We start from the raw sequence: 13,954 nt of genomic DNA on the forward strand, positions 1-13,954 counted from the left end.
ATACGGGGCCGGACGGATCGAGCGGTGCTTACTGGGAGTTGCGGCCGCCCAGCTTGCTGTGGGTGCGGCCGTACACGAAGTAGATGACGAGGCCGAGCACCATCCAGGCGAGGAAGCGCAGCCAGGTCTCGACCGACAGGTTGAGCATCAGCCACACGGACGCGGCGACCGAGGCGACCGGCAGGACGGGCACCCAGGGGGCGCGGAACGCGCGGGGCAGGTCGGGGCGGGTGCGGCGCAGGATGATCACGCCGAGGGCGACCACGACGAAGGCGAACAGGGTGCCGATGTTGACCAGCTTGGACAGCTCTTCGAGGGAGACGAATCCGGCGAGGACCGCGGACGCGACGCCGAGGATGATCGTCGAGCGGTACGGCGTGCGGAACGTGGGGTGGACGTGGCTGAAGACCTTCGGCAGGAGTCCGTCGCGGCTCATCGCGAAGAAGACGCGGCCCTGGCCGAGCAGCAGGATCATCACGACGGTGACCAGGCCGATGATGGCGCCGAAGTTGATGAGGCCCGCCCAGAACGGCTGGCCGATCGCCTTGAACGCGTCGGCGAGCGGTGCGTCCGCGCTGAGGGTGCTGTACTTCTGCATGCCGGTGACGACGATCGACACGGCGACGTACAGGGCCGTGCAGATGGCCAGGGAGCCGATGATGCCGCGCGGTACGTCCTTGGCCGGGTCGACGGTCTCCTCGGCGGCGGTGGCGACCACGTCGAAGCCGATGTAGGCGAAGAAGACGATGGCGGCGGCGGTGAAGATGCCCATGACCCCGAAGGCCGAGGGGGTGTAGCCGAAGATCGATTCGAGGAGTGTCGCGCTGAGGCCGGAGCCGCCGGACACGTCCTGCTTCGGCGGGATGAACGGCGAGTAGTTCGCGCCGACGATGTGGAAGCTGCCGACGGCGATGATGATCAGGACCACGAGGACCTTGATGGCGACCACCAGCGAGGTGACGTGCGCGGACAGCTTGACGCCCACGACCAGCACGCCGGTCATCACCAGGATCAGCAGCGCGGCGGCGATGTTGAAGCCGAACTTCCCGTCGGACGGGCCGAGCAGCACCGTCGGCAGCGGGATGCCCCAGCTGTCCAGGAGCGACTGGACGTAGCCCGCCCAGCCGACGGCGACGGTGGCCGCGCCCAGGGCCAGTTCCAGGACCAGGTCCCAGCCGATGATCCAGGCGACGAACTCGCCGAGCGAGGCGTACGCGAAGGTGTACGCGGAGCCCGCCACCGGCACGGTGGAGGCGAACTCGGCGTAGCAGAGCGCCGCGAGCGCGCACACGATGCCCGCGACGACGAAGGCGAGGGCGACGGCGGGGCCCGCGTAGTTCTTCGCCACGGTGCCGGTGGTCACGAAGATGCCGGCGCCGATGACGACGCCGACGCCGAAGACGGTGAGGTCGAGGGCGGACAGTGACTTGTTGAGCCGGTGCTCGGGTTCCTCGGTGTCCTGGATGGACTGCTCGATGGACTTCGTCCTGAACAGGCCGCTGCGTGCGCGTCCCGCGTCTGGCTGGGTGGTCACCGGCTACCTCCGTGCGCCTTGTCGTCCACGACATGATCGGGACGAGTAGCCCGTGGGGCGCAGGTCAGTCACGGGGATTCACGCGAAAGGGGCCGGTCGGACCACCTGATGGGTGAGTCCGACCGGCCCCTGGCAGGGTGCTCAGTCCCTGGCCGGCTCCATCGCCTCGGCCGCGGAGCGCTCGTTGCGCCCGTCGAGCTTCGCCACCAGGCCGGTGACCTGGCGGGCGATGTCGGGGGACGTGAGGCCGATCTCCGTCATGACCTCCTTGCGGGAGGCGTGGTCGAGGAAGCGCGGCGGGATGCCGAAGTCGCGCAGCGGGACGTCGACGCCCGCGTCGCGCAGGGCCTGGGCGACGGCCGAGCCGACACCGCCGACCCGGGAGTTGTCCTCCACCGTCACCACGACGCGGTGGCGCTCGGCGAGCGGGGCCATCGCCTCGTCGACCGGCTTGACCCAGCGCGGGTCGACGACGGTCGTGGTGATGCCCTGCTTGTCGAGGAGGTCGGCGATCTCCAGGCACATCGGGGCGAGCGCGCCGACCGAGACCAGCAGGACGTCGGGGCGGTCCGAGCCGGGCTCGCGCAGCACGTCCATGCCGCCCACCGTGCCGACGGCCTCGACGGCCGGGCCGACCGCGCCCTTGGAGTAGCGCACGACGGTCGGGGCGTCGGAGACCTGCACGGCCTCGCGCAGTTGGGCGCGGACCTGGTCGGCGTCGCGCGGGGCGGCGATCCTGAGGCCGGGGACGACCTGGAGGATCGACATGTCCCACATGCCGTTGTGGGAGGCACCGTCGGTGCCGGTGACGCCGGCCCGGTCCAGGACGAACGTGACGCCGCACTTGTGCAGGGCCACGTCCATCAGGAGCTGGTCGAAGGCGCGGTTGAGGAAGGTCGCGTAGACGGCGAAGACCGGGTGCAGGCCGCCCGCGGCCAGGCCGGCGGCGCTCACCGCGCCGTGCTGCTCCGCGATGCCCACGTCGTAGACGCGGTCCGGGAAGGCGTCCGCGAACTTCTTCAGGCCGACCGGCTGCAGCATGGCCGCCGTGATGGCGACGATGTCCTCGCGCTCCTTGCCGAGCCGGACCATCTCGTCGCCGAAGACGGAGGTCCAGTCGGCGCCCGACGCCTTGACCGGCAGGCCGGTGTCCGGGTGGATGGGGCCGATGCCGTGGAAGCGGTCGGCCTCGTCCTGGAGGGCGGGGGTGTAGCCGCGGCCCTTCTCGGTGAGGCAGTGCACGATGACCGGCCCGCCGAAGCGCTTGGCGCGGGTCAGCGCCGACTCCAGGGCCTCGATGTCGTGGCCGTCGATCGGGCCGACGTACTTCAGGCCGAGGTCCTCGAACATGCCCTGCGGGGCGATGAAGTCCTTGAGGCCCTTCTTGGCGCCGTGCAGCGTCTCGTACAGCGGCTTGCCGACGACCGGGGTGCGCTCCAGGAGGTCCTTGCCGCGGGCCAGGAAGCGCTCGTAGCCGTCGGTGGTGCGCAGGGTGGCCAGGTGGTTCGCCAGGCCGCCGATGGTGGGCGCGTAGGAGCGCTCGTTGTCGTTGACGACGATGACGAGGGGGCGGTCCTTGGCGGCGGCGATGTTGTTCAGCGCCTCCCAGGCCATGCCGCCGGTGAGGGCGCCGTCACCGATGACCGCGACGACGTGGTCGTCCCGGTCCAGGACCTCGTTGGCCTTGGCGAGGCCGTCGGCCCAGCCGAGGACCGTGGAGGCGTGCGAGTTCTCGATGACGTCGTGCTCGGACTCGGCCTGCGAGGGGTAGCCCGAGAGGCCGCCCTTCATCTTCAGCCGGGAGAAGTCCTGGCGGCCGGTGAGCAGCTTGTGCACGTAGGACTGGTGACCGGTGTCCCACAGAACCTTGTCCTTGGGCGACTCGAAGACGCGGTGCAGGGCGATGGTCAGCTCGACGACACCGAGGTTCGGGCCGAGGTGGCCGCCGGTCTTGGAAACCGCGTCGACGAGGAAGGTCCGGATCTCTCCGGCCAGCTGGTCCAGCTGCTCCAGGCTGAGCCGGTCCAGATCGCGCGGTCCCGTGATGCGGGTCAGCAGCGGCACCCGTGCCTCCTTGCAGTAGAGCTGTAGTAGCTGGTTGAGCTGTTCGAGCTTGCCGGGTCTGTCGAGTCTAATGTTCCGCCGTCGCAGGCGGCGGGCGGGCTGTGCGTTCCTTGTCACGCGATCGGCCCCACCCCAGGGGAACACACGTTCCTACGGGGCTGTGCGCGGGCATGACTGTGCCCGGCGTCGTCCTTGACGCCGGGCACAGTCAGCCCAGGTGAACCCGGTGGGAAACCGTCAGAAGCCGTCAGGCGCGGCCGGCCGACTTCTGGGTCTTGCGGGTGATCGAGTCGATGACGACCGTGGCGAGGAGCACACCACCGGTGATCATGTACTGGATCGGGGTGGCGATGCCCTGGAGGGCCAGGCCGTACTGGATCGACGTGATGACCAGCACACCGAGCAGCGCGTTCCACGTGCGGCCCCGGCCGCCGAAGAGGCTGGTGCCGCCGATGACGGCCGCGGCGATGACGTTCATCAGGAGGTCGCCGGAGCCGGCGCCCTGGTTGGCCGCCGCGATCTTGGAGGCCCAGAAGAGGCCGCCGACCGCCGCGAAGAGGCCCGCGATGGCGAAGACCGAGATCCGGACCGCCGTGACGTTGATACCGGCACGGCGCGACGCCTCGACGCTGCCGCCGAGCGCGAAGACCTTGCGGCCGTACGAGGTGCGGCGCAGCACGAAGTCGCTGCCGACCAGGACGATCGCGAAGAGCAGCACCGCGAGCGGCAGGCCCTTGTACTGGTTGAAGATGACCGCGACGCCGAAGACGCCGACGGCGAGCAGCACCGTACGCACCAGGAGGTCGCTCAGCGGGCGGGACGGGATGCCCGCGGCCTCGCGGCGGCGGTTGGCGAGGAAGCTCGGCACGAAGTAGGCGAGGACCGCGACGACGGCCAGGCCGTAGGCGGCGGCGACGTCCGAGAAGTAGTACGTGGTGAGCTTGCCGACCACGCCGTCGCTGTCGAGGTTGATCGTGCCGTTGGAGCCCAGGATCTGGAGCATGAAGCCGTTCCAGAACAGCAGGCCGGCCAGGGTGACGGCGAACGCGGGGGCGCCGACCCGGGCGAAGAAGAAGCCGTGCAGGGCACCGATGACCGCGCCCGCGGCGAGCGAGACGAGGACGGCGAGCCACTCGTTCATCCCGTGCGTGACGCTCAGCACGGCGGTGATCGCCGAGGAGACACCGGAGACGGAGCCGACGGACAGGTCGATCTCGCCGAGCAGCAGCACGAAGATGATGCCGACCGACATCATGCCGGTGGCCACCATGGCGACGAAGATGTTGTTGAGGTTCTCCGCGCCCAGGAACGCCGAGTTGAGGCTCTGGAAGATCGCGCAGATGACGATCAGGCCGATGACGACCGGGATGGCACCCAGGTCACCGCCCTTGACCTTGCGCTTGAACTCGCTGAGGTAGCCGGCGAAGCCCTGCTCGCGCACGAGGAGGCGGGGGTCGACGGCGGTCACGGCGGCGCCGGCCGCGGCGGGGGCGGTGTCCACGGGGGGCTGCTTCGGTTGCGTCTTGTCGATGCTCACTTCTGAGCCTCCGCGTTGCTGCGCGCCGCACGACGGGTCACGGCGTTGTCCGTGGCGCCGGTGATGGCGGAGATGATCTCTTCCTGCGAGGTCGTCTTGACCTCGAACACACCGTTGTTGCGGCCGAGCCGCAGAACGGCGACCTTGTCGGCGACGGCCTTCACATCGGCCATGTTGTGGCTGATGAGGATGACCGCGTGGCCGCGCTCGCGCAGGCGCTCGACGAGGTCGAGGACCTGCGCCGTCTGCTCGACACCCAGGGCGGCCGTCGGCTCGTCGAGGATGACCAGCTTGGGCTCGCCGAGCATGGAGCGGGCGATGGCCACGACCTGGCGCTGACCGCCGGAGAGCGAGGCGATCGGGATGCGCACGCTGGGGATGCGGATCGACAGGGTCTGGAGCAGCTCACGCGAGCGGCGCTCCATCTCGACCTCGTCGAGGACGAACCCGCGCTTGATCTCGCGCCCCAGGAAGAGGTTGCCGACGACGTCGATGTTGTCGCACAGCGCGAGGTCCTGGTAGACGGTCGCGATGCCCAGGTTCTGGGCGTCGTGCGGCTTGTTGACCGCGACGGCCTTGCCGTCCCACTCGATGACACCTTCATCGATGGGGTGCACACCGGCGATCGTCTTGACAAGGGTGGACTTTCCGGCACCGTTGTCGCCGACCAGGGCGACCACCTCACCGGCGTGGACCTCAAGCTCTACGTCGGTGAGCGCCTGGACGGCACCGAATCGCTTGGAGACCCCGCGCAACGCCAGCACGGGCGTAGCGGACACGTGAACCATCTCCTTCGCCGCCAAAGGCCTGACCCGGCGGGAGGTTGAACAGAAGAGAAGACTGAGGGGGGTGTGTTCCGTCCGGCGCCCCGCCGTTGAGCTTGCGGGGCTGTCGGCGACAGGGCGCCGGACGTGCTTACACAGGAGCGCTACCGGGAAAGGTGCGCAAGTCCCGTGCAGGACAAGGGGGTTACTTCAGACCGATCTTGTCGCACGCGGCCTTGTACTTGGCCGAGCAGATCTCGTCGAGGGTGTAGTAACCCTCCTTGACGACCGTGTCCTTGATGTTGTCCTGGGTCAGCGAGACGACCGGGACGATCACCGACGGGACACCCTTCTCGGTGCCGCTGTCGACGGTGCCCGTGGCGAGCGAGCTGTCGAGCTCGCCGTCCTTGGCGATCGAGACGGCCATCTTGGCGACGGTCTCGGCCTCCTGCGGGTACGACTTGAAGACGCTCATGTACTGGTCGCCCGTGACGATGCGCTGCACACCCGCGAGCTCCGCGTCCTGGCCGGTGACCGGCGGGAGCTTGCTCAGGCCGGCGGCCTTCAGGGCGGTGATGATGCCGCCCGCCATGCCGTCGTTGGCGGAGTAGACGCCGTCGATCTTGTCCTTGCCGATCGCGGAGATCGCGCCTTCCATGTTGGTGTTGGCGTTCTCCGGCTTCCACTCCTTGGTGTCGTAGGACTTGGCGATGGTCACCTTGTCCTTGAGCACGGAGAGGGCGCCCTTCTTGAAGAAGGCGGCGTTCGGGTCGGTGATCGCGCCGTTCATCATCACGATCTTGCTGCTCTTGGTGGCCTTGGAGCCCATGGCCTTCAGGAGCGCCTCGCCCTGGGTCTTGCCGACCTCCTCGTTGTCGAACGAGGTGTAGGCGGAGATCGGGCCCTCGGCCAGGCGGTCGTACGCGACGACGGGGATGTTCGCGTCCTTGGCCTTCTTCACACCGCCCGCGACGGCCTTGTAGTCGACCGCGTCGAGGATCAGCACGTCGACCTTCTTGGTGATCATCGTGTCGATCTGCTGCGACTGGAGGGTCGCGTCCTGCTTGGCGTTGAGGTACTCGACCTTGCCCTTGCCATTGGTCAGCTCGGATATCTGCTTCTCAATGATCGGCTTGTCGAACTTCTCGTAGCGCGCCGTCTGGTTCTCCGGCAGCAGCAGGCCGACAGTGATGTCGTCGCCCTTCTTGGCGCTCGACTTGTCGCCGTCGCCCTTGTCGGTGGACTCCTTGGCGCTGCCACAGGCGGCGAGAGAGACCGCCATGGCGGTGGCACAGAAAGCAACGGCGGCACGACGCATACGCGTGTTCACTTCAGAAACCTCCCTGACGAGGCCGCGACGTTGCGGCCGAGGTGGCTGGAAGTCAACTCGGCCGCAACCCCAGCGTCAAGGAGTAAATCCTTAACGAGATGGCAACGGTGTCATGCGTTCTCTAAGTGAAGGCAGGTGTAGCGGTGGGGACAGAACCGTCCAAAAGGGTCGAATCGCCCATCTCGCTGAGCGCCAGGGCGAGCGCCCCGAGCACCTCCGCACGGCCCCCCAACGCCCCAGGAAGGACGGAGAGTTGGCGGGCGGCACTCGGGATCGCGTAGCGGCTCACGGACTCTCTGATGGGCCCCAGGACCAGCTCTCCGGCCTCTGCTAGATCGCCGCCCAGGACGACCCGGCTGGGGTTGAGCAGATTGCAGAGATTCGCGACCCCGGAGCCGATGTGCCGGCCCACGTCGGCGATCACCCGGCGGCAGCCCGGGTCGCCGTCGCGGGCGAGCCGTACGACGCCCTCCATGGTCAGATCGGTGCCGTGGGAGGACTGGAGCAGCGGCAGCACGTAGCGGGCGGCCGTGAAGGTCTCCAGGCAGCCGCGGTTGCCGCAGCGGCACACCGGGCCCGACTCGTCCAGCGTGATGTGCCCGATCTCCCCCGCGGTGCCGCCCGGCCCCCGGTAGATCTTGCCCTCGATTACGAGCCCGGCGCCGACGCCGCTGGCCACCTTGATGTACGCGAGGTCCCGCACGCCCCGCCCGCTCCCCCAGACCAGCTCGCCGAGCGCGCCCAGGTTGGCGTCGTTGTCGACGTGCACGGGCACGCCCAGGCGGCGGCTGAGCTCCTCGGCGGGCTTGGTGCCGGTCCAGCCCGGCAGGATCGACGTGGAGCCCAGCGTGCCGCTCTCCACGTCGATGGGGCCCGGCACACCGAGCCCGACGCCGGCCACCTTCGAGCGGTCCACGCCGGTCGCCGCGACCAGGCGCTCGACCAGCTCCTCGGCGCGGTCGAAGCCCTGCGCGGCGCTGGCGTCCACGTCCAGCGGCTCGGACTCCTCGGCGAGCACCTGGTGGGCCAGGTTGCCGATGGCCACCCGCAGGTGCGTGTGCCCGAAGTCGACGCCGATCACGATGCCCGCGTCGCCGCTGAGCGACACGCTGCGGGCCCTGCGTCCCCCGGCCGAGGTGGGCGTGACCTCGACGGTTCCCCCGTCCTTGAGCTCCCGGACGATGTTGGAGACCGTCGCCGCGGACAGACCCGTCGTCCGCGCGATCTCCGCCTGCGTGAGCGAACCGGCGAGCCGCACGGCGCGTACGACCCGCTCCAGATTGGCCCGGTGCAGCGACGACTGCGACCCCGGAGTCTCCATTGACTCTCCACCTCTGCCCCTGGCCGATGTCACACCGGGTGACTGGCCCTTGTACAAGTTATGAACTCCAAGCTCCGCTGAAGGCACCTGTGGCGTCAAGCCCTTGACAGAAATCGGTTCCAGCGGGCGCGCACAAGGGTTCGGCCCCGGAGAGGTGTCTCTCCGGGGCCGGCCCTGTACGTGACGGGCGTCAGCGGAAGGTGCCCTGCGACACCGAACCGGCGATCCGCCGCTGGAAGATGATGTACACGATCAGGACGGGCACCACCGTGATCACGATGGCCGCGAACAGACCCCCGTAGTCGATGTCGTAGACCTGCGAGGACGCGTAGGCGGACATCCCCTGGGTGAGGACCCACTTGTCCTGGTCGGTGTTGAGCGCCACCGGCAGCAGGAACTGGTTCCACAGGCCCAGGAAGTTGAAGATCGCCACCGCCGCCATGCCCGGACGGGCCATCGGCAGCATCACCTGGAAGAACGCCCGCCAGTCACCGGCACCGTCGATCAACGCCGCCTCGTAGACGTCGTGCGGCAGAGACCGGAAGAACGAGTAGAGGAAGAACATCGTGAACGGCAGCGCGAACGCGACGTAGGTGAGGATCAGCCCCGGACGCGTGTTCAGCAGCCCGAAGTTCTGCAGCTGGAAGAAGAGCGGCACGATCGCCAGGAAGACGGGGAAGGTCAGCCCGGCGAGCATCACGTAGTAGATCAGCCGGCGGCCGGGGAACTCGAACCTGGCCAGGATGTAGGCGCACATCGCGCCGAGCAGCATCACCAGGAACAGCGCGCAGACCACGACGATCACCGAGTTCAGGAAGTACTTCCCGATGTTCGCGTCGGTCCACGCGTGCGCGTAGTTCTCGAACCGCCAGCGATGCGGCAGCTTGAAGGGCGACGAAAGGATCTCGCTGGTCGACTTGAAGGACGAGACCAGCACCCACAGCATGGGGACGATCACGATCACGGACCACAGGATCAGCAGGGTGTGCGAGATCACCGCGAACCTGCGGTCGCTGCTCGCGGCGGCTCTCGTCAGTTTCCGGTCCCTCGCCGGCTTCCGGTCACTCACCGGCTTCCGGTCGGCAGCTACGGCGCTCACTGGGCACCTCCCTTGGCTCCTGCACGCCGAGCCCCGAACCCACGCGCTTTCTTCTTGCTCTCGTTCTCGCCGCCACCCGTCAGACGGTTGACGAGGAACACCAGCGCCGCGAACACCAGGGTGACGACGGCGAGGACGACGCCCATCGCGGTGGCGTATCCGAACTGCTGCTTGGCGAAGGCTACGTTGAACAGCCGCTGACTGATCGTCAGGGTCGAGTTGTTCGGGCCGCCGCCCGGCAACATCGCCTGTACGTAGACGAACGCGTCGAGGGCGGCGATGCCCAGGTAGATGTACGCGGTCTGCACACTGTCCCGGATCGCCGGCAGGGTGATCGAGATCGTCGTCCGGAACCGGCCGGCTCCGTCGATCTTGGCCGCCTCGTACAGCTCGCCGGGAACTCCCTTGATCGCGGCGATGAAGAGCACCGCGTAGAACCCGACGAGCCCCCAGACGATGACGAACATCAGGGCCGGCATCGCGCTCACCGTTTCGCCCAGCCAGGCGAACTTGTCGAACCCGTCGAGGCCGATCCCGGTGAGGATGCCGTTGAGCAGGCCGGCGTTCGGGTCGTACATCTGCGCCCAGATCAGGCCGACGATGATCGCCGGCACGACGTAGGGGAAGAACGAGATGATCCGGTAGAAGGACGCTCCCCGGATTCCCCGGACGGGGCCCTTGCTGGGCCCGCCCAGGGTGATGGCCACCGCGACCCCGAGGGCGAGCGTCAATGTCACCAACGGCACGCAGACCGCCAGCAACGCGACGTTGCGCAACGCCTTCAGGAAGATGTCGTCCTGGAACATCTTCGTGAAGTTGTCGAAGCCGACGAAGTTGTAGTCCGGGCTGAAGCCGCGCCAGTCGGTCATCGCCCAGAAGATCGCCTGCACGAAGGGGTACAGGACGAAGAGCACGAAGATGGTCAGCGGAATACCGAGGAACGCGAGGAAGAACGTCACCCGGTCGAAGGTGAGTTTGCGGCGCCGGGGCCGCCCACCGCGAGCGGCCGGCGTCGGCCGGCGGCTCGCGGTGTCGGAGGTGGTGATCTTGTCTTTCATCGCAGTGCTAGCTGACCTTGATCTTGTCGACGGAGTCGTCTTCCCGGACCTTGTCGGAGATCTTCTGCATGGCCGAGGTCAGGCCCTTGGCGTCGAGGTCACCGGCGAGGAACGAGTTCCACGGCACCAGCTGGTCGGTGTTCAGCCCGTAGGCCTCGACGAACGTGTAGTTGAAGATGTTGTCGCCCGCGGCCTCGAGCATCTTCGTCTGCGAGACGAGGGCCGACGATCCGTAGCCGTCGGCGGGCACGGTGCCCTTGACGATCGTCGGGGCCAGCTTCGTCTTGGAGAAGTTGGCAGCCGCCTTCTCGGACAGCATCGCCCGCAGCGTTTCCTTGCCGCCGGCCGGGTTCTTGCCCTGCTTGGGAACGATGAACGGCTCGCCGGCGGCCGCGCGAAGGGCCTCGTAGGGAATCTTCGGCTTGTCGGTGAGCGTCATCGCCGGGATGCCGGTCATCTGGAAGTCCTTCTTGGTGGCCTTCTTCATCTCGTTCTCGATCCAGCCACCGGACGGGTAGAGCAGCGCCTTCTGGTCGTTGCTCCAGATCGCCTGCGCCTTCTGGAACTGGGTGCCGGAGCCACCGGGGACGAACATCTTCTGCTTGACCATGGTTTCCATGACCTTGATGACGCCCTGGACGGCCGGGTGCGACCAGCAGCCCTTCTCCAAGTTCCCCAGAGCGATCCGGACCTCGTCGCCGCCCTCCTTGATCGCCGAGTCGATCAGGAGCGTGCGGTAATAGGTCGCCGCTTCCTTGCCGTGGACGAAGAGGTACTTGCCCTTCTTCTTCGCCTTCTGGCCGAGGTCGAGCGCCTCGTCCCACGTCTTCGGCGGGGTCCAGCTGTTCTCCTCGAACAGCGTCTTCGAGTACCAGACGCCGTACACCGTCATCACGTAGTTGAGCGCGACGAACTTGTCCTTGAACGTCCCGGGGTCCTTGACGCCGGGGTAGACGATGTCGGCGATCTTCTTGCCCTCGTAGGTGTTGGCCTCGAAGACGTCGTCGAGCTCCTCGAGCTGGTCGAGGATGCCGAGGAAGCCGATCTGGTCCTCACCGGAGTTGTCGATGAGGTCCGGCGGGTTGCCGCCGACGAACCGGGGCTGGAGCTCCGGGGCGATGTCGACGACCGGCTTGACCTGGACCTTGAGACCCTTGACCTGGCTCCCGACCACCTGGTTGACGTAGTCGACATAGTCGGTGCCGTAGCCGCCGTCGAAGATGGCCGCGTCGACCTTGGAGTTCGCGGCGACGCCGAACGGGTTCTTGGCGTCCTTCTTGCCCTTCGGGCCGCTGTCCCCGTCGTCGTTGCTGGAGGGAGAGCCACACGCAACAGCGAACGAACCCATGGCCGCGGTCGCGATCGCCCCGCGCAGGAGCGTCCGCCTGTCAAGAGAGCCGGCACGAATGGTCATCTCTGCATCCTCACTGATCGAATGGATCTGTACGGGTTTGCTGCGTGTGCGGCTGCCGGGCCAGGTCGGCCGTGCGTCGGCCGCACATCTCATCGAGCGAGCCCTGGTGCCGGTCCCCGCCGGAGAGGTCTGCGGGAATGCGCATCAGGGCGTTCTTGCTGCCGTCCCGGAGCCGCTCGGCGGCTCCGACGGTGATCAGCTGAGCGATGCCGGATAGACGGTCGCCGCGGCCGGAGCGACGGTCGCGCTCCGCTCGGTCAGATCGCGATGGCCTACGCCGGGGGTGGATCCCATGCTCAAGTCCTCGCCTTCTCCAGGACTCAGGCGGTGAACCGGATCCTCCCCGGCACCGCGGTGATGTGCTGTGTTGTCCCCTCCTGAAAGGGGAACGCAGATGGAGCTGGGTGGTACCAGGAATTCCGGGACAGCTGGAAATACACGGATGCCGGGCCGCTGACCGCGCCCCGCCGAATCCCCCGCCCCCCGGGCCCGGCCGTGGCCTGAACTCGGGCCGGGCCGGACGCCGACAGGTATAGTCCACTCCCTGTGAGCTGGGCAAGATCGAATGCAGGTTTGGACGCCGGTCTTTTCCGAGTTGAGACCTCCCGGAAATAAGCCGCAGCCCTACAGATGTCGATCTTTCCAACTCCGTTGCCTACAAGGGATGTAGTGGTATAGCGCGGGCAGGAAGTCACCGACGCGTTCAGCTGGGGACGAGCATGGCGAATACCGCGCTGTCGGGCATCCCGGGGCACCGTGCGTTCGGGCAATGAACGAGTGGCACCCGTTCATAGGGTGTGTTCCGGCCACGTCCACGTGGCTCCGCGTATCCGCGAGGGCGTACCCGCGGGACCACACCTCTCCCGTCGTACGCGCCGGGCAGCTTCCTCCATTTGTCCCGGTGTTCTCGTCGAGCGCGTCTGCGGGATGCACGCGGCAGCCGCCCCGCACCGCGACAGTGTGTGACCGCCGGCCCGGGCCCTTCGCGGGACGACGGTCGCACGTCGGGGCTCGGAGCAGGGTCCACGGCCGGCGCCGGACGAGGGATCGGACGCGTACGAGGTCCCCGCCGCACCGGCGAAGCGAGACAGCCTCAACTGCTTTACAAAGAAGGGGACATGATCGGAGCGCCATCACCTGAGGGCCGGTATCGGGGGCGGCACCGCGCAGCCGCCGGGCCCGGCATCTCCGTGGCCGTACCACGACTCTGCGGGACTATCGGGACACACCTCGTGGGAGTACGCTTCGTAGCAGTCCGCGGACTGCACGTGGCCGTCAGTGCGGTACCGACCGTCCGACGATCACTCGGGCCCGAGGAGGCCCGCACGTCAGCGACTGTCCTACGCGGAAACCCGATCCCGCACCATGAGCACCACCAGGCCCACGGGTGACCGAGACCCACCCTCACCTTCGCCGTACGGCACCTCTCCCCATGACCCCGGGACCCTCCATGCGCGGCTACTTCGTCGACGACCTGCTCCTCATCACCCCCCTCCATCACGCCGCCGGCGTGCGCCTGTTCGGCGAGGTCGTCGGCGCCCACAAAGCCTCTCTGGCCGTTGCCGTGACCGAGTACAGCCGCACCGCCGAAGAGATCACCGTGGATCTGACCCAGGTCCACTACCTCGCCAACAGTGCCCTGGAGACCCTCGTCGCCCTGGCGCGCAGCCTCACCCCGCCCCAGCACCTACGGGTGCTGGCGAACCCCGAACTCGCCTTCCAGGAAAGGCTCGCCGCCCAGGGATGGGACGAGATCGAGACACTCCGGCTGACCGTCGAGACACGCCGGCCCGACACCGGCTGACGACGCGACTCCCCCGCCCGCGCACCGCC

At 67.9% G+C, this 13,954-nt stretch carries 10 protein-coding genes; 1 reads left to right on the forward strand and 9 read right to left on the reverse strand.

Annotated elements, in window-relative coordinates:
• Nucleotides 1-28: 28 nt before the first annotated feature.
• The 9 genes from ACQUQD_RS09940 to ngcE all read right to left on the reverse strand — a co-directional run bounded on the left by ACQUQD_RS09940 (nucleotide 29) and on the right by ngcE (nucleotide 12,055).
• On the reverse strand, nucleotides 29-1,534 hold the full coding sequence (locus ACQUQD_RS09940; protein ID WP_428951678.1) for an amino acid permease: 1,506 nt from the start codon (nucleotides 1,532-1,534) through the stop codon (nucleotides 29-31).
• Nucleotides 1,535-1,675: 141 nt separating this feature from the next.
• Nucleotides 1,676-3,598, reverse strand: a complete 1,923-nt coding sequence (gene dxs, locus ACQUQD_RS09945) for a 1-deoxy-D-xylulose-5-phosphate synthase (RefSeq protein WP_428957506.1) — start codon at nucleotides 3,596-3,598, stop codon at nucleotides 1,676-1,678.
• Nucleotides 3,599-3,845: 247 nt separating this feature from the next.
• Complete coding sequence (locus ACQUQD_RS09950) at nucleotides 3,846-5,135, reverse strand: sugar ABC transporter permease (protein ID WP_428951679.1); 1,290 nt, start codon at nucleotides 5,133-5,135, stop codon at nucleotides 3,846-3,848.
• Nucleotides 5,132-5,923: an ATP-binding cassette domain-containing protein gene (locus ACQUQD_RS09955; protein WP_428951680.1), complete on the reverse strand. Its 792-nt coding sequence runs from the start codon at nucleotides 5,921-5,923 to the stop codon at nucleotides 5,132-5,134. Before ACQUQD_RS09955 ends, ACQUQD_RS09950 begins: the two co-directional genes overlap by 4 nt.
• A gap of 181 nt (nucleotides 5,924-6,104) precedes the next feature.
• Entirely contained in the window at nucleotides 6,105-7,217 is a 1,113-nt protein-coding gene (locus ACQUQD_RS09960) for a substrate-binding domain-containing protein (RefSeq protein WP_428957507.1), read from the reverse strand.
• 133 nt (nucleotides 7,218-7,350) lie between these two features.
• A complete protein-coding gene (locus ACQUQD_RS09965; protein WP_428951681.1) occupies nucleotides 7,351-8,550 on the reverse strand; it encodes an ROK family transcriptional regulator in 1,200 nt (399 codons plus the stop codon).
• Nucleotides 8,551-8,740: 190 nt separating this feature from the next.
• Nucleotides 8,741-9,649, reverse strand: coding sequence for a carbohydrate ABC transporter permease (locus ACQUQD_RS09970; protein WP_428951682.1), 909 nt, complete (start codon nucleotides 9,647-9,649; stop codon nucleotides 8,741-8,743).
• Nucleotides 9,646-10,707 (reverse strand): carbohydrate ABC transporter permease, encoded by a 1,062-nt coding sequence (locus tag ACQUQD_RS09975; RefSeq protein ID WP_428951683.1) that lies wholly within the window; start codon nucleotides 10,705-10,707, stop codon nucleotides 9,646-9,648. The genes ACQUQD_RS09970 and ACQUQD_RS09975 overlap by 4 nt, the downstream gene beginning before the upstream one ends.
• A 7-nt stretch (nucleotides 10,708-10,714) precedes the next feature.
• On the reverse strand, nucleotides 10,715-12,055 hold the full coding sequence (ngcE, locus tag ACQUQD_RS09980) for an N-acetylglucosamine/diacetylchitobiose ABC transporter substrate-binding protein (protein WP_428957508.1): 1,341 nt from the start codon (nucleotides 12,053-12,055) through the stop codon (nucleotides 10,715-10,717).
• Nucleotides 12,056-13,553: 1,498 nt separating this feature from the next.
• On the opposite strand from ngcE, the gene ACQUQD_RS09985 reads away from it, so the two are divergent.
• Nucleotides 13,554-13,925 carry an STAS domain-containing protein gene (locus ACQUQD_RS09985; RefSeq protein WP_428951684.1) on the forward strand — a complete coding sequence of 124 codons (372 nt, stop codon included), beginning with the start codon at nucleotides 13,554-13,556 and terminating at the stop codon, nucleotides 13,923-13,925.
• Nucleotides 13,926-13,954 lie beyond the last annotated feature (29 nt).

Source organism: Streptomyces sp. cg35, from assembly GCF_050410835.1.
Taxonomy (GTDB): domain Bacteria; phylum Actinomycetota; class Actinomycetes; order Streptomycetales; family Streptomycetaceae; genus Streptomyces.